Genomic DNA, 14,535 nt, shown 5'->3' on the forward strand with positions numbered 1-14,535 from the left:
TGCTAAATTTTCACTATTGCCACATAAAAGCATTTCCAGCGCGGACTGCTGTTGAGAGGGGCGCCATGCCTATTGTATTTTAAGAAAGTGCCTTTAACCCTACAACTCCGATGATGATACAGCATACACTTGCTAAGCGGCCTTTACTTTTTGACTCACCAAAAAACATCATATTGATTAAGACTGCCCCTGCCGTACCAATACCTATCCATACTGCATAAGCCGTACTCGTTTGTAAAAACTCAAATGATTTATATAAAAAGCTAAGTGACGCAGCAAATCCCCCTACATAGAGCAGCATGCTGATAAATCCCTTTTTCGTGCTATATTTTTTCAGACCAATGACAGATACAAGTTCACTCGCTGCAGCTAAAAAAACAAAAAGCCATCCCATACTATATCACCTCTTTTGTACGTTTATTCTCTTCAACGGTATCAGAAACTTTTAAGCCAATAACTCCTACAATCAATATAAAAATAAAGAGAAGCTTACCAATACTGACTACTTGATTAAAAATTAAAATATCCATTAAGGTCGTCCCCATTGTGCCAATTGCTGCAAATATTGCGTACACTGTTCCAGTTGGTAATTTCTCACATGCCTTTGATAAAAAGTGCAAATCAAGCCCTATAAATATAACGATCAATAGCCATTCCCACCAATGAGAAGCCACATTGAAACCATAAATCCATATTAATTCAAAAAAACTAGTTAACCCAACATACAACCAAGCTTTTCCCATAAAAAACCCTCCGTTAATAATGACTGAACTTCATTCATTTTTACTACATAAAAGAACCTACAAGAAAATTTAGTAAAAATCCGCTTTTAAATTCGGATTTTGAACACATATTTTTCTTGTTTATAGCAACGTATTACTATAAACAAGACCGTTTATGGATTTCCAACTATATATCAAAAATTCACTGTAACATATTTTATCTCTGTACGCTTATTTTGTAACAGCCTTGTTTAAGACTAACGCATTAAAAATAAATTCTAATAAATCTTTTTTATCCTCATTGATAAGCTCTTCATCTTTGGAATCAAATAAGTATGCACGTTCAGCAGCAGACTCGATTAATCCAAACACCATCTTTGACGTTGCGTAAGAATCAACTGCTATTAAAATTTCACCCTTTGACTTTGCGCTGTCCAGCTCATTTCTTAGCCAATTATAGTAAGGTGTATATGCATTTACCCAATCTTTCAAATAATCAGAGGCCGACAATCCAGCATAAATAATTGCTACAAGTTCCTTATGCTCTCTCGTCATCATAAATATTGTATCTACTAATTGATTAAATTTTTCAATTAGTGGCGCTTGATCATCCACGTTTTTTTGTATTGCTTCAAACATATTGTCGACCATTACTTTTGCAATAGCGGGCATAAGTGACATTTTTGAAGGGAAGTACAAATAAAAAGTTCCTTGTGCAATACCAGCCCTTTTTACAATATCAGCTATTTTTATTTTGTCGATACCTTGTTCTTTAAACAATTGAATAGCAGAGGTTACGATACGTTTTTCCTTATCCATTATGCGCCCCCTAAAAAATCATGAATTTTTAAAAATTGTAATCCAAACAAAAATAGATTTCAACCTCTTTCTTTTATCCAAAAATTATTATTTCCTATAATGGAACAGAAAAATTTATTTAATTTTGATAATTTTTAAAAATTAGTTTGACAAATGAACGAGATTCATTTAAATTTTATCCCAAGGAAGATGACTGAAATTCATTTTAAGAAAAAATCTCCCTCAACTAGTATTTTCATAACTGTAAGTACCATTTTCCACCTTGATAAGGGGTGTTACAAGGTGCAAATCGGTATTATTTTTTAATCAAAGGGGCGGAATTGATGATGAAAACAGGTTATATTTTTGACGAAAGTTATTTCTGGCACGACAACGGAAGCGGAACATTATATTTACCTTCGGGTGGTTACTTAGAAACAGATGTGTTTGTCGAACATCCTTCAACAAAGAGACGAATTAATAATTTACTTAATCGTTGTGGCCTAATGAAAAAATTAGAACAAATTGAGCCACGTTCTGCAACGCGTGAGGAAATTGAAATGTTCCATACAAAGGAATATGTAGATAAAGTTAAGCATTTAAGCGATACAACTGGTGGAGACGCTGGAGATCATGCCATTGTTGGTAGAGGATCATATGAAATTGCTTTACTTTCAACTGGAGGCGCTTTAAAAGCTGTGGATGTTGTGATGAACGGTGAAGTCGATAATGTTTATGCATTAACTCGCCCACCTGGCCATCATGCAGAAGCTGCAAAAGGCATCGGCTTCTGTATTTTCAATAACGTTGCCATTGCTGCTAAATACGCAAAGCAAAAATACAATTTAGAAAGAGTTATGGTGTTAGATTGGGACGTTCACCATGGTAATGGAACAGAAAGTGCATTCTATGACACTGATGGTGTTTTATTCTTCTCAGTTCATCAGCATTTAAGTTTCCCTAATAATACAGGTTATGCAGAGAACGTAGGTGAGGCTGACGGAAAAGGATTTAACGTGAACATTCCGCTTCCCCCAGGTACAGGAAATGCAGGCTATATTGAAGCATTTAAGTCTATTGTGGAGCCAATCGTGAACGATTATAAACCAGAGCTAATCATTATTTCTGCTGGACAAGATCCAGGTATGTTCGATCCACTTGGACGTATGAACATGACTGCTGAAGGCTTTGCAGATTTAACGAAAATCATGATGAACTTAGCAAACAAGCATACAGATGGAAAAATCGTCTTTTGTCATGAAGGTGGTTACAGTAATGCTTATGTTCCATTTTGTACATTGCGCATTATTGAAGAATTATGTGGTGTGAAAAGCGATGTAGAAGATCCATTCCAAGATTCCCAAGGGTATCCTGACTTTGTAAACGAAGTAGAAAAGAAAGCAATTAATGAAGTCATTTCAATTCAATCGGCTTACTGGCCATCTTTAAAAGTAACTGTTTAAATTTAAAACACTATTATTATATTGAAAATAATTAATAAGAGGGAGGGTATCTATGAGCAATTCTATCGAGGAAATTAGTTATGAACATATTCCTTTAGAACAGCGTAATGGCACTGCCAAAGAGCTATTTTTCACATGGTTTGCCGCAAGTACAGTTTCTACAACACTTGTAACAGGATCTCTAGCTATCGTATTAGGGTTAAATTTTTGGTGGTCACTCGTTGCTATCCTATTAGGACACGCCATTGGAGCTGCAATTATGGCACTCCATTCTGCTACTGGCCCTAAAGCAGGTTTACCACAAGTAGTACAAAGTAGAGCACAATTCGGCTACTTCGGGGCTATCTTGCCTATGTTAATCATTCTGATCATGTATTTAGGCTACGGCGCAACCAATACCGTGTTAGTCGGACAAGGCATGCAGGAAACACTCGGCCTTAATATGAATGTAACGGTTATCGTAAGTCTTATTCCAATGGTGCTTCTAGCTATTTTTGGACAAGGCTTACTTCAAAAGTCGATGAAAATCTATACAATTGGCTTTACAGTGGTATTTATTATTTTATCTATTATGATTTTAGCGAATGTTTCAATGGATCTTTTAAATGCAGGTAATTTTTCTTTCAGCCAGTTTTTATTAATGACTTCCATTTGTGTAACATGGCAAATTACGTATGGTCCTTATGTATCTGACCATTCGAGATTTATCCATCCATCACAATCTAAAAAGGTATTTACTTATAGTTATCTTGGAAGCTTTGCAAGTTCAGTTTGGTTGATGGTTTTAGGTGCTGCCATTGCCACTATGGTTGTGAATGGTAATGTTATGGCACAAATTAAAGATATGGGCTCATTAGGTTTCATCATTGCATTACTGTTATCTCTTGGTGTCCTTGTTATTAACTCCTTAAATATTTATGGAGCAGGTATTATTATTTTATCGATTGCGAGTAACTTTTTAACGTTTAAAACATCTGCTAGACTGCGCACAATTACTTCCATAGCAATTGGTGTCATTATTGCCCTTATTGCCACTTGGAGCTCTAGCAATTTTATGGCTAATTTCCAATTATACTTAGGATTTATATTATTCTTTATCATTCCGTGGAGTATGATTACATTAACTGATTTTTATATTTTAAAGAGAGTACATTATCCTCCAGATGAGTTCAACAAAAAGGATGGCATTTTCGGGAAAATTAATATACCAACAATGATTATTTACTTGTTAACCATCTTTATTCAAATTCCATTTATTAATACGGAGTTATATGTGGGACCTATTGCAAAAATGCTAGATGGATTAGATATTGCATGGATTGTTGGTGGTGCGGTTTCATTCCTATTGTATATTAGCTTTGCTAAATTAACGGCACCTGCCAAACTTTCTGTAGACGTCTATGCAACGTCTAATGTACCTGAGAATAATTAATAAATAAGGTTCGTCAGGCTTCCCCAGGCCTTTTTAAAGCCCCTGTATGGTATTTTCATACAGTGGCTTTACTTATGTTATTAAACATCTACCTTTTCGATGTTGCGAATTGCTAAATAGGCAATAACTATACCTATAATCGCTAATGTTATTGGGATTACGATAATATCATTCAATGAAAAAGTGCCCGTATTTGAAGAAACAACCATCACGATTAAAAGAGATGACAGTATTGTTGTTGGCACGGAGTATTTTTTCATACCAAAATACAATGGAATAAGGGCCATACTGGATGCCGCTACAGCATTCATTACTACTGAAGGAATGCGCTGCATAATCATTGCATTTGTCAATGTATCTGGGATTAATTGAAAGTTCTCGCTAATCATAAGAAAAATTACTGTAATAAATATATTTGAAAGGATAATTGCGCTAAATGTAAATAAAATAACAATGGCAAGCTTTGCTGCGATTAGTTTTTTTCTATTTATAGGATACATAAATGCAGTTATTATTGTTTTATTTTTATATTCGCCAATAATAAGTTTCGCAATTAATGTAGCCGCGAAAATAATAAATACACATCTTACAAAAGAATCAATGACTGTTAAAGCGATAGGATAGTTTTCTAAACCAGCGTCACCTTCTATTTTTGAAATAACTAAAATCATAAACATAAAACCTAATATAGCGACATTGGCAATAATAGCAGCTGTCACATACGAGCCTAAATGGTTTTTTTTCATTTCTAAACGCATTAAATTAAGCATGGATGCCACCTCCATTGATTAATTTCAAGAAATAATCCTCTAAAGAACTTGTTTTCCTACTAATCTCTTCAATTTCAATATCATGTTCTATTAACGTTTTGGATAGTATTTTTTGTGAAACGGACATATCGTATATTCGAATACAGCGCTCATCAATGCATTTAAAATTGGTGATGCGTAATTGACTATCTAAAATAAAGGCAGCCTTTTTTCCCTCACTGACAATTAGTTCAATAAAATCTGTTTGGCTATGCCTTACATGCTCCATCGAAACTTCAGCAATTAACCTGCCATTATTAATGACCCCAATTGTATCAGCCATTTGCTCAATTTCAGCTAAAATATGACTGGAAACAATAATCGTAATGCCATATTCTTTACTTAACATCTTGAATAATTCTCTTAGCTCTCTTATACCAACTGGATCAAGACCATTAATCGGTTCATCTAAAATTAGCAACTCTGGTTTAGTCATTATCGCACGTGCAATACCTAAACGTTGTTTCATTCCTAACGAAAAATCCCTTACTCTTTTGCCATCCACATTCGTTAGCTTTACTAAATCGAGAACATGGCCGATTTCGTTTTTATCGTAATAACCCATATATTCGCAATGTAATTCAAGGTTTTCTTGTGCTGTTAACTTTTCATAGAAAATGGGATATTCAATGATTGTGCCCATTCTTTTTAGCACTTCGTACGACCGATCCGTCAATTTTTCACCGAAGATTTCAATTTCCCCACTTGTCGGTTTGACCAGATTAGTTAACATTTTCATAATCGTTGTTTTCCCCGCTCCATTTGGACCCAAAAAACCATATATCTCTCCTCTCTTAACATGCATATCGACTGTAGAAACCACTTCGTTTCCATCATAAACTTTTGTAAGCTGATTTGTTTTTACAATATACGCCATTTAAACCTCTCCCTCATTTGTGGCTTTCTTTATTATAAGAAGTAAAACTCTCTATTTTATTACTTGATTCTTACAAATTCCTTAAGAGAAGAAGAAAAGCCTCTAGAGCATTTTTAGCTCTACAGGCAGGGCTAGATTAGTACATCATTCTTTTTAATGAAATCGTAAAAACCGTCTTTTCATAAGGGATGCTTTTCAGTTGGATTGTACCATTCATTATTTCTACAAGTCGCTTTGTTATCGTTAGACCTAGCCCACTACCTTGAAATGATTTATTTCTTGAGTCTTCAAGCGTATACATCCTTTCAAATACGCTGTCTATATGATATTCATCAATACCTTTCCCACAATCCCAGACATCAATATAAACATCGGTAGCGTCATTTCTTACTGTTAGCCCAATTACACGACCTTCAGCCCCGTAAGCAATTGCATTGGCGATTAAATTGTTTAACACTCTTTCTAACGCATCCTCGTTGCCTAGAGCATAAATCGGTGATTCAGGTATGTTAATGTCTATATGAAGGCCTACCGACATCACCATATCGTAAAATGACAAAATATTTTTGCGGCATATTTCACTTACGTTTACTTTTGTTATTGGGTATTCTGTATCGCCCGCTTCAATTTTTGCCAAATCAAAAAATGTATGAATAAGCTTCAATACTTCCTCCGTTTTTAAATGGATTCCTGAAAGTAAGCGATTTTGTTCTGCATCTTTTAGCGAATGTTGTAGTTGCAACATTTCTGTATAGCCTAGCACAACTGTTAACGGCGTTTTTAAATCATGCGAAATATTGGCAAGCATCTTTTTCATTGAACTTTCCGTTTTTCGATGTTTGGCTAATATTTTGTGCGTATCATTCAGTAATGCATTTATAGTAGTAAGCAGTTGCTGTAGTTCTTGATTCGATGTAGCAACTAAAATTTTCTCGTTTGATTGTTCGTTTATAATAGCTTGTAGTTTGGTGTGCATATATTTGAGCGTAACGTTTTGCTCACGTTTTCTTTTCAACTGAAAAAGAATGATTGCTATGAGAAAAAGAATAATGGTAGATAGAAATAGTATCATACGCCTAGCCCTCTAATTTATAGCCAATTCCCCAAAGTGTTTTAATATACTTTGGGTTGGAAGGGTCATCTTCAATTTTTTCTCGCAATCTCCTTATATGCACATTAATAATATTTTCATCACCATAATATTCATCATTCCAAATGAGTTGATAGATTTGCTGTTTAGTAAATACGCGATTACGATTTGTGATAAATAGCTTTAAAATCGCAAATTCCTTTGAAGTTAGTTTCACCTGTTGTTGGTCTTTTTTAACTGAGAAATTAACGACATCAATTACCAAGTTACCGATAGTCAATGTCCCCTTCGTTTCCTCCATCGAGCTTGAATATTGTGTAGCCCTTCGTATTGCAGCTTTCACACGCGCTGAAAATTCCAACATTGAAAATGGCTTTGCAATATAATCATCCGCTCCTAATCCAAGACCTAATGCTTTATCTACATCACTGTCTTTTGCTGACATCATAATAATAGGTAGCGCTTCTTTTTCTCGAATTATTTTTAACACTTCTAATCCATCTAGTTTAGGCATCATAATATCCAAAATAACTAAATCAAACGTTTTACTTAAACAAATTTGCACTGCTTCTTCACCATTTGTAACGGATGTAACGGCAAAGCCCTCCATTGTTAAAAACTTGTCGACCATTTCTCGGATGGCCTCATCGTCTTCAACAAGTAATATATGTTTTTGCATGTTAGGCACCTCTTCTCAATAAAGCATTATCTTTAATTCCCATCTGCTTGAACAGTTTTACATTTTTATCCTGTCTCTATATAGCTTACCATATGTTTTTTTAAAAGTGACAGGCACTCAAACAATTCTCAAACAATTTACCAAGCTAAAATCACACTCCAGCGCCGCACACAACGGAAATCAACGGCAAATAAATAAAAGCTGCCCTATAAACTAATAGGACAGCTTTTATTTCTATTTTTCTACTTTTAAATCACACTTTTGCAGTGGAATCATTTTAGTTTTATGTTTTATTTTATAGCCTAACCACAAGACGATAAACAGCGGTATACCGATATATGAAACAAGAACGCCGTACCAGTCAATTGAATCGCCTGTGAAAGCTGTGTAGTTTTGACCAATTACAACAATCATACACACTGTAAATGCAAAGAGTGGCCCGAATGGATATAGCTTTGCTTTATATGGTAGTAATTTTGGGTCTATGCCTTGTGCTTCAAAAGCTCTACGGAAACGGTAATGACTAAAGGCAATACCAAGCCATGCAATAAAGCCTGACATCCCAGATGCGTTTAAAAGCCACATATAGACAACGCCATCACCAAAGAATGATGCTAAAAATGCTAAGCAACCTACTGCTAATGTCAGCAGTAATGCGTAAATTGGAATTCCGCGACGGCTTAGCTTAGCGAAAATCTTAGGTGCATGTCCATCTACTGCTAATTGCCATAACATACGTGATGATGCATATAATCCTGAATTACCTGCAGACAACATCGCCGTTAAAATAATGGCATTCATTAATGAAGCAGCAAAGGCAATTCCTAAGCGATCAAACACTAATGTGAATGGTGAAACAGCAATATCTTCAGATAATAAACGAGCATCTGTAAATGGAATTAACATCCCAATAGCTGCAATGGCTAAAATGTAAAATAAAATAATACGCCAGAAGACGGACTTAACAGCCTTCGGAATATTTTTACCAGGATCATCAGTTTCCCCAGCAGTTATCCCTAATAGCTCTGTCCCTTGGAACGAGAAACCTGCTGCTAGAAATATACCGAATGTAGCAAGGAAGCCACCGTGGAATGGTCCATCACTTATAAAGAAATTCGTAAAGCCTACAGGAGCTTGTCCACCTAAAATACCGAAAATCATCAATAGGCTGACGATAATGAAAACAATAACAGTCACAACTTTTATCATTGCGAACCAATATTCACTTTCACCATAGCTTTTTACAGATAGTAAATTAAATGTTAGTACAATCGCAATAAAGATGACTGTCCATAGTGCCGAAGAGCTGTCTGGGAACCAGTACTTCATTATAAGAGAAACTGCTGCAATTTCAGCGGCAATTGTAATCGCCCAGTTATACCAGTAGTTCCAGCCAAGCGCAAAGCCAAGCGCTGGATCTACAAATTTTGTTGCATACGTACTAAATGAACCTGATGAAGGCATATAAGCTGCCATTTCACCTAAGCTTGTCATTAAGAAGTACACCATAATGCCGATTAATGCATAAGCAAGAAGTGCACCACCTGGTCCAGCCTGCGCTATAGCACCACCACTTGCTAGAAATAGCCCAGTTCCAATCGTACCGCCTAACGAAATCATTGTTATATGGCGGCTTTTTAATTCTTTTTTCAACTCTGGTGCTTTATGACCGAGCTGATTAGTTTTTATCTCACTCACGTTAAAGCTTCCTTCCTTTTCTAAGAGGCAAAAAAATGCCATCACATGAACGTTGTGATGGCTAAGTAAATCCTCTGTTTCTTAAAAATGATAGCACAACACGTTGTCCAACGTGACAGTTCTGTTCCTTTCGGAGACAGCCCCAGCATGAGGTTTTCAAGTCCCCTCACACTTCGGCAATATTTCCTTTCAGCTAACATCTTCAATGCTTGTCATCTCCATTAGCTTACTTATAAATACCGCGACCTCTACCTCAATACAAACATGAGGCATATAATTATTAAATTTATGATGTTTCTTAGTTTAACATACGACCTAAGACATTTCAATAATACGATTAATGTTCTGTATTTTATGAATATTCTACTATTTTTATTATTGTGTTAAAGTGTTATAGTGGTTCGAATTATAATTGTTCTATCAGGGAGGTACTTATTTTGACAACTAACGAGGAATCTACTTATCCTAGCAGAAAGATTAACTGGAAGGGCACAACGCTTCTATTAGTCATCGGTGTAATTTTTCTTGCTTCGACATTACGTATGCCATTAACGGTTGTAGGACCAATTATTTCCTTCATTCGTGAGGATCTCGGTATATCTAACGTACTTGCAGGCTTTCTAACAACCATTCCATTGCTTGCATTCGCGCTAGTGTCACCTATTGCCCCAGTAATAGCAAGAAAACTGGGTCTGGAATTAACACTATTTATATCAACGATTTTATTAGCACTAGGAATTGTGCTGCGTTCACTTGGAACAACAGGATTACTCGTATTTGGTACAATGATAATAGGTGTAGCTATTTCATTTGGTAACGTCCTTATTCCAGGGCTACTTAAAATGAAATTCCCTTATCATGTTGGATTACTGATGGCATTTTTCACAATGTCCATGAACTTAACCGCTGGAATTGGCGCTGGTATTAGTTATCCCATAGCCAATGCTTCTCTTGGCTGGCAAGGTGCACTTGCAATCGCTCTAGCTCTTGTCGTAGTGACGATTTTGATTTGGATTCCACAATTAAAATTTAATAAGCCTGAACCAACTGTAGCCACTACGAAAGCACGTATACCATTGTGGAAATCACCAGTTACTTGGGCAGTCACGGGCGCGATGGGCTTTCAATCATTATTATTTTATACAACTGCAGCTTGGATTCCAGAAATCTATATTGCACAAGGAATAGCCGCAGATCGTGCAGGTTGGATGTTTTCCATCATGCAAATTTCACAAGTACCTATGGCTTTAGCTGTACCAATTATCGCTAGTAAAATGACATCACAGCGACCCCTCGTTTTAATGTTTACTGCCTTTTATTTCATCGGCTTTACTGGCCTTGTCATGGAATGGACTAGTCTTGCTGTACTGTGGATGATATTGCTAGGTTTAGCAGGTGGTGCTTCATTTTCTCTTGCAATGATGTTCTTTACACTTCGTACACATACGGCATTTGAGGCAGCTGATTTATCTGGCTTTGCACAATCATTAGGCTATTTATTAGCCGCAGTAGGTCCTATTTTATTTGGTTACTTACATGATTTATTTGGCGGCTGGGATACAGCTGGATGGCTATTTGTTGTCGTTGCGGCATTACTATTCTTCTGTTCGTTTAGAGCTTCTAGAAATGAATATATAAATTAAAAAAGGCAGCTCATCATACTATGAGCTGCCTCTTTACATTTAGTAATGCGGTTTCTGATAAAAATAATTTGGTGTATTATAAACATTGACATAAGGCTTATGAAAAATATGTGTCGTTGCAGGAGATAACGGTGGAATCAACCAAGTCCAGTTGCCTGTTAAGTCACGGCCTGCCTTCTGCTCAGCCTCTTCAAATAGCTTAAATTGCTGTGCAGCAGTATGATGATCGACTATACTTACACCATCTTCTTTAAAGGAATGCAGAACAGCAATATTTAATTCAACTAATGCACGATCACGCCAAAGCGATGCCTGCTTTGTTGTATCGAGACCAAAAATTTCAGCGATCTTCGGTAACATATCATAACGATCATGATCAGCTAAATTGCGTGCCCCAATTTCTGTTCCCATATACCAACCATTAAATGGAGCTGCCTGAAAATCAATACCTGCCATTTGAAAGCGCATGCTTGAAATAATCGGCACTGCATACCATTTCAACGCTAGTTTCTCCACCTGCGGATGCTCAGGATGGCGAATTGCAACTTCCAATACATCTTCACGTGGAATTGTAAATAATTGAGGTTTACGGTTATCCACCTGTATAACGAGTGGTAGTACATCAAATGCTGTTCCTTCACCCTGCCAACCTAGTGATTCGCATACTTTTGTAAATGGCACAGAATGTGGATCACCAACGATACCAGCTTCCGTCTCATAGCCTGCGTAACGTATAAGCTGATGATTCCAAATCTTTACTCTTTCAGATGCAAATACCGTTATCGTTGGGCGAATTTTACCGCCATTTGTCGCATACCGAATATGATGTAGCAACTTCTCAAATATGCCTTGCTCATGTAAAACATCGCGTGCATCCTCAACATGCAGTGAGTGCCAAAATAATCTTCCGATACATTTATTACTATTACGCCAGGCTACTCGTGCACCAAAAGTAAGCTCCTCTGTTGAAGGAATATATACTCCCTCTTTTTCAACTTGCTGTAATCTATTTGTTAGCCATTGTGCAGACTCATTTTGTTCCATTTGATAAAGTGTTAAAAAACGTTGTATCTCTTGTAGTTTCATGTCGTTTTCCTCCATCTAACCTCATATTAGATGAATAGAAATAAATTCACCACGAAAAAATCCATCAGAAAACATACATCTTTTATATATGAAATACTTTGTTCAAATTTATACCGACAGTCGAAAATTCTTCATCAAAATTTTATAAGAACTAAGTAAATAACTCGAAAAAATACAAAGAAAAAGCATGTAGCAACGCTATGCTACATGCTTTACTAGATGACCCCTACGGGATTCGAACCCGTGTTACCGCCGTGAAAGGGCGGTGTCTTAACCGCTTGACCAAGGGGCCATGGCTCCGAAGGCAGGACTCGAACCTGCGACAACCTGATTAACAGTCAGGTGCTACTACCAACTGAGCTACTTCGGAATAATTTCTATATGGGCCTAAATGGACTCGAACCATCGACCTCACGCTTATCAGGCGTGCGCTCTAACCAGCTGAGCTATAGGCCCTCTTTGGAGCGGGTGATGAGAATCGAACTCACGACATCAGCTTGGAAGGCTGAGGTTTTACCATTAAACTACACCCGCAAAAAAAGATGGGTCAGGACGGAATCGAACCGCCGACACTTAGAGCTTCAATCTAATGCTCTACCAACTGAGCTACTGACCCGAATAAAGAAAATGGAGGAGGTAGAGGGATTCGAACCCCCGCGCGGTGTTACCCGCCTGTCGGTTTTCAAGACCGATCCCTTCAGCCAGACTTGGGTATACCTCCGGAAATAAATATGGTGGAGCCTAGCGGGATCGAACCGCTGACCTCCTGCGTGCAAGGCAGGCGCTCTCCCAGCTGAGCTAAGGCCCCAATTTTAAAAGATGATCGGAATGACAGGATTCGAACCTACGACCCCTTGGTCCCAAACCAAGTGCTCTACCAAGCTGAGCTACATTCCGTTACTGTCTATCTTATCTTTTTATGGCGCGCCCGGCAGGAGTCGAACCCACAACCTTCTGATCCGTAGTCAGACGCTCTATCCAATTGAGCTACGGGCGCTTAATATAAAAAAAATGGTGCCGAGGGCCGGAATCGAACCGGCACGGTAGTCACCTACCGCAGGATTTTAAGTCCTGTGCGTCTGCCAGTTCCGCCACCCCGGCACATTTGGAGCGGAAGACGAGGTTCGAACTCGCGACCCCCACCTTGGCAAGGTGGTGTTCTACCACTGAACTACTTCCGCATGTGCATAAGATTATTTATCCTGGCAATTATGTAATTAAAATAAATGATGCGGGTGAAGGGAGTCGAACCCCCACGCCTTGCGGCGCTAGATCCTAAGTCTAGTGCGTCTGCCAATTCCGCCACACCCGCAAATATGATGAGCCATGAAGGACTCGAACCTTCGACCCTCTGATTAAAAGTCAGATGCTCTACCAACTGAGCTAATGGCTCATATTATGAATAAAAAATGGCTGGGGTACCTGGATTCGAACCAGGGCATGACGGAATCAAAATCCGTTGCCTTACCGCTTGGCTATACCCCAATATTATTATATGGGGCGACTGATGGGAATCGAACCCACGAATGCCGGAACCACAATCCGGTGCGTTAACCACTTCGCCACAACCGCCATATGAACTATAACAGTAGTTTAATCTAAAAAAAATTGGCAGGGGCAGTAGGAATCGAACCCACACCAAAGGTTTTGGAGACCTCTATTCTACCGTTGAACTATGCCCCTATTAAATAAAACTGGTGGAGGGGGACGGATTCGAACCGCCGAACCCTAAGGAGCGGATTTACAGTCCGCCGCGTTTAGCCACTTCGCTACCCCTCCAAGGGCTGGTGCCGGCGATAGGAGTCGAACCCACGACCTACTGATTACAAGTCAGTTGCTCTACCAACTGAGCTACACCGGCAAATAAAGACGGTCCCGACCGGGATCGAACCGGCGATCTCCTGCGTGACAGGCAGGCATGTTAACCGCTACACCACGGGACCATAATTTGGTTGCGGGGACAGGATTTGAACCTGTGACCTTCGGGTTATGAGCCCGACGAGCTACCACTGCTCCACCCCGCGACAATATTACTTTAAGTTTATAAAATGGTGGAGGATGACGGGCTCGAACCGCCGACCCTCTGCTTGTAAGGCAGATGCTCTCCCAGCTGAGCTAATCCTCCACGTAAAAAAACAAGCGAAGCGACGTCCTACTCTCACAGGGGGAAGCCCCCAACTACCATCGGCGCTAAAGAGCTTAACTTCCGTGTTCGGTATGGGAACGGGTGTGACCTCT

General features: G+C 38.3%; 12 protein-coding genes, 21 tRNA genes, 1 rRNA gene and 1 riboswitch. Of the genes, 3 read left to right on the plus strand and 31 right to left on the minus strand.

Features of this window, described 5'->3' with window-relative positions:
* Nucleotides 1-79: 79 nt before the first annotated feature.
* The 3 genes from ACIP9G_RS12195 to ACIP9G_RS12205 all read right to left on the minus strand — a co-directional run bounded on the left by ACIP9G_RS12195 (nucleotide 80) and on the right by ACIP9G_RS12205 (nucleotide 1,541).
* Nucleotides 80-394 carry a DMT family transporter gene (locus tag ACIP9G_RS12195; protein WP_340821310.1) on the minus strand — a complete coding sequence of 105 codons (315 nt, stop codon included), beginning with the start codon at nucleotides 392-394 and terminating at the stop codon, nucleotides 80-82.
* A gap of 1 nt (nucleotide 395) precedes the next feature.
* A complete protein-coding gene (locus ACIP9G_RS12200) occupies nucleotides 396-743 on the minus strand; it encodes a DMT family transporter (RefSeq protein WP_340821311.1) in 348 nt (115 codons plus the stop codon).
* A 210-nt stretch (nucleotides 744-953) separates the two neighbouring features.
* Nucleotides 954-1,541, minus strand: a complete 588-nt coding sequence (locus ACIP9G_RS12205; protein WP_340821312.1) for a TetR/AcrR family transcriptional regulator — start codon at nucleotides 1,539-1,541, stop codon at nucleotides 954-956.
* 323 nt (nucleotides 1,542-1,864) lie between these two features.
* Here ACIP9G_RS12205 and ACIP9G_RS12210 point away from each other — a divergent pair, with 323 nt between their 5' ends.
* Nucleotides 1,865-2,983 carry a class II histone deacetylase gene (locus ACIP9G_RS12210; protein WP_401019614.1) on the plus strand — a complete coding sequence of 373 codons (1,119 nt, stop codon included), beginning with the start codon at nucleotides 1,865-1,867 and terminating at the stop codon, nucleotides 2,981-2,983.
* 52 nt (nucleotides 2,984-3,035) lie between these two features.
* Complete coding sequence (locus ACIP9G_RS12215) at nucleotides 3,036-4,415, plus strand: purine-cytosine permease family protein (RefSeq protein ID WP_401019616.1); 1,380 nt, start codon at nucleotides 3,036-3,038, stop codon at nucleotides 4,413-4,415.
* 80 nt (nucleotides 4,416-4,495) lie between these two features.
* Here the strand turns inward: ACIP9G_RS12215 and ACIP9G_RS12220 are convergent, their stop codons facing one another.
* From ACIP9G_RS12220 to ACIP9G_RS12240, 5 genes are all read right to left on the minus strand, one after another.
* The gene (locus ACIP9G_RS12220; RefSeq protein WP_401019619.1) at nucleotides 4,496-5,185 is read right to left on the minus strand and encodes an ABC transporter permease; all 690 of its coding nucleotides are present in this window, start codon (nucleotides 5,183-5,185) and stop codon (nucleotides 4,496-4,498) included.
* Nucleotides 5,178-6,101 carry an ABC transporter ATP-binding protein gene (locus ACIP9G_RS12225; protein ID WP_401019622.1) on the minus strand — a complete coding sequence of 308 codons (924 nt, stop codon included), beginning with the start codon at nucleotides 6,099-6,101 and terminating at the stop codon, nucleotides 5,178-5,180. The genes ACIP9G_RS12220 and ACIP9G_RS12225 overlap by 8 nt, the downstream gene beginning before the upstream one ends.
* A gap of 136 nt (nucleotides 6,102-6,237) precedes the next feature.
* Nucleotides 6,238-7,173, minus strand: a complete 936-nt coding sequence (locus tag ACIP9G_RS12230; protein ID WP_401019623.1) for a sensor histidine kinase — start codon at nucleotides 7,171-7,173, stop codon at nucleotides 6,238-6,240.
* Between the two features lie 4 nt (nucleotides 7,174-7,177).
* On the minus strand, nucleotides 7,178-7,870 hold the full coding sequence (locus ACIP9G_RS12235; RefSeq protein ID WP_401019626.1) for a response regulator transcription factor: 693 nt from the start codon (nucleotides 7,868-7,870) through the stop codon (nucleotides 7,178-7,180).
* 234 nt (nucleotides 7,871-8,104) lie between these two features.
* On the minus strand, nucleotides 8,105-9,568 hold the full coding sequence (locus tag ACIP9G_RS12240) for an amino acid permease (RefSeq protein ID WP_340821319.1): 1,464 nt from the start codon (nucleotides 9,566-9,568) through the stop codon (nucleotides 8,105-8,107).
* A gap of 83 nt (nucleotides 9,569-9,651) precedes the next feature.
* Nucleotides 9,652-9,827: riboswitch (Lysine riboswitch) on the minus strand.
* Between the two features lie 178 nt (nucleotides 9,828-10,005).
* Between ACIP9G_RS12240 and ACIP9G_RS12245 the strand changes: the two genes are divergently transcribed.
* Nucleotides 10,006-11,211, plus strand: coding sequence for a CynX/NimT family MFS transporter (locus tag ACIP9G_RS12245; RefSeq protein WP_401019628.1), 1,206 nt, complete (start codon nucleotides 10,006-10,008; stop codon nucleotides 11,209-11,211).
* 39 nt (nucleotides 11,212-11,250) lie between these two features.
* Here ACIP9G_RS12245 and ACIP9G_RS12250 read toward each other — a convergent pair whose 3' ends face one another.
* The 23 genes from ACIP9G_RS12250 to rrf form a co-directional block, all read right to left on the minus strand.
* Entirely contained in the window at nucleotides 11,251-12,297 is a 1,047-nt protein-coding gene (locus ACIP9G_RS12250) for a nitric oxide synthase oxygenase (RefSeq protein ID WP_401019630.1), read from the minus strand.
* 220 nt (nucleotides 12,298-12,517) lie between these two features.
* Nucleotides 12,518-12,589 (minus strand) — tRNA-Glu (locus tag ACIP9G_RS12255).
* Between the two features lies 1 nt (nucleotide 12,590).
* Nucleotides 12,591-12,667, minus strand: a tRNA-Asn gene (locus ACIP9G_RS12260).
* Between the two features lie 12 nt (nucleotides 12,668-12,679).
* A tRNA-Ile gene (locus tag ACIP9G_RS12265) sits at nucleotides 12,680-12,753 on the minus strand.
* Between the two features lie 4 nt (nucleotides 12,754-12,757).
* A tRNA-Gly gene (locus ACIP9G_RS12270) sits at nucleotides 12,758-12,831 on the minus strand.
* Between the two features lie 9 nt (nucleotides 12,832-12,840).
* Nucleotides 12,841-12,913: transfer RNA gene (locus ACIP9G_RS12275), tRNA-Phe, on the minus strand.
* A gap of 12 nt (nucleotides 12,914-12,925) precedes the next feature.
* Nucleotides 12,926-13,018: transfer RNA gene (locus ACIP9G_RS12280), tRNA-Ser, on the minus strand.
* 11 nt (nucleotides 13,019-13,029) lie between these two features.
* Nucleotides 13,030-13,105, minus strand: a tRNA-Ala gene (locus ACIP9G_RS12285).
* A gap of 15 nt (nucleotides 13,106-13,120) precedes the next feature.
* Nucleotides 13,121-13,194, minus strand: a tRNA-Pro gene (locus ACIP9G_RS12290).
* A gap of 23 nt (nucleotides 13,195-13,217) precedes the next feature.
* Nucleotides 13,218-13,294, minus strand: a tRNA-Arg gene (locus ACIP9G_RS12295).
* A 15-nt stretch (nucleotides 13,295-13,309) separates the two neighbouring features.
* A tRNA-Leu gene (locus ACIP9G_RS12300) sits at nucleotides 13,310-13,398 on the minus strand.
* Nucleotides 13,399-13,403: 5 nt separating this feature from the next.
* Nucleotides 13,404-13,478, minus strand: a tRNA-Gly gene (locus ACIP9G_RS12305).
* Nucleotides 13,479-13,527: 49 nt separating this feature from the next.
* A tRNA-Leu gene (locus ACIP9G_RS12310) sits at nucleotides 13,528-13,609 on the minus strand.
* Nucleotides 13,610-13,617: 8 nt separating this feature from the next.
* Nucleotides 13,618-13,690 (minus strand) — tRNA-Lys (locus tag ACIP9G_RS12315).
* 17 nt (nucleotides 13,691-13,707) lie between these two features.
* A tRNA-Gln gene (locus ACIP9G_RS12320) sits at nucleotides 13,708-13,782 on the minus strand.
* A gap of 11 nt (nucleotides 13,783-13,793) precedes the next feature.
* A tRNA-His gene (locus tag ACIP9G_RS12325) sits at nucleotides 13,794-13,869 on the minus strand.
* A 37-nt stretch (nucleotides 13,870-13,906) separates the two neighbouring features.
* A tRNA-Trp gene (locus ACIP9G_RS12330) sits at nucleotides 13,907-13,980 on the minus strand.
* 12 nt (nucleotides 13,981-13,992) lie between these two features.
* Nucleotides 13,993-14,076 (minus strand) — tRNA-Tyr (locus ACIP9G_RS12335).
* Between the two features lie 6 nt (nucleotides 14,077-14,082).
* A tRNA-Thr gene (locus tag ACIP9G_RS12340) sits at nucleotides 14,083-14,158 on the minus strand.
* Between the two features lie 9 nt (nucleotides 14,159-14,167).
* Nucleotides 14,168-14,240 (minus strand) — tRNA-Asp (locus tag ACIP9G_RS12345).
* A gap of 6 nt (nucleotides 14,241-14,246) precedes the next feature.
* A tRNA-Met gene (locus ACIP9G_RS12350) sits at nucleotides 14,247-14,321 on the minus strand.
* A 25-nt stretch (nucleotides 14,322-14,346) separates the two neighbouring features.
* Nucleotides 14,347-14,422, minus strand: a tRNA-Val gene (locus tag ACIP9G_RS12355).
* A gap of 14 nt (nucleotides 14,423-14,436) precedes the next feature.
* Nucleotides 14,437-14,535, minus strand: a 5S ribosomal RNA gene (rrf, locus tag ACIP9G_RS12360); the annotation flags it as partial.

This window comes from Lysinibacillus sp. NPDC093197, assembly GCF_044754025.1.
In the GTDB taxonomy this organism is placed as follows: domain Bacteria; phylum Bacillota; class Bacilli; order Bacillales_A; family Planococcaceae; genus Lysinibacillus.

Coding starts and splice junctions, on each gene's coding strand:
- ACIP9G_RS12195 (WP_340821310.1), bottom strand. CDS start 394: ATGGGATGGCTTTTTGTTTTTTTAGCTGCAGCGAGTGAACTTGTATCT.
- ACIP9G_RS12200 (WP_340821311.1), bottom strand. CDS start 743: ATGGGAAAAGCTTGGTTGTATGTTGGGTTAACTAGTTTTTTTGAATTA.
- ACIP9G_RS12205 (WP_340821312.1), bottom strand. CDS start 1,541: ATGGATAAGGAAAAACGTATCGTAACCTCTGCTATTCAATTGTTTAAA.
- ACIP9G_RS12210 (WP_401019614.1), top strand. CDS start 1,865: ATGATGAAAACAGGTTATATTTTTGACGAAAGTTATTTCTGGCACGAC.
- ACIP9G_RS12215 (WP_401019616.1), top strand. CDS start 3,036: ATGAGCAATTCTATCGAGGAAATTAGTTATGAACATATTCCTTTAGAA.
- ACIP9G_RS12220 (WP_401019619.1), bottom strand. CDS start 5,185: ATGCTTAATTTAATGCGTTTAGAAATGAAAAAAAACCATTTAGGCTCG.
- ACIP9G_RS12225 (WP_401019622.1), bottom strand. CDS start 6,101: ATGGCGTATATTGTAAAAACAAATCAGCTTACAAAAGTTTATGATGGA.
- ACIP9G_RS12230 (WP_401019623.1), bottom strand. CDS start 7,173: ATGATACTATTTCTATCTACCATTATTCTTTTTCTCATAGCAATCATT.
- ACIP9G_RS12235 (WP_401019626.1), bottom strand. CDS start 7,870: ATGCAAAAACATATATTACTTGTTGAAGACGATGAGGCCATCCGAGAA.
- ACIP9G_RS12250 (WP_401019630.1), bottom strand. CDS start 12,297: ATGAAACTACAAGAGATACAACGTTTTTTAACACTTTATCAAATGGAA.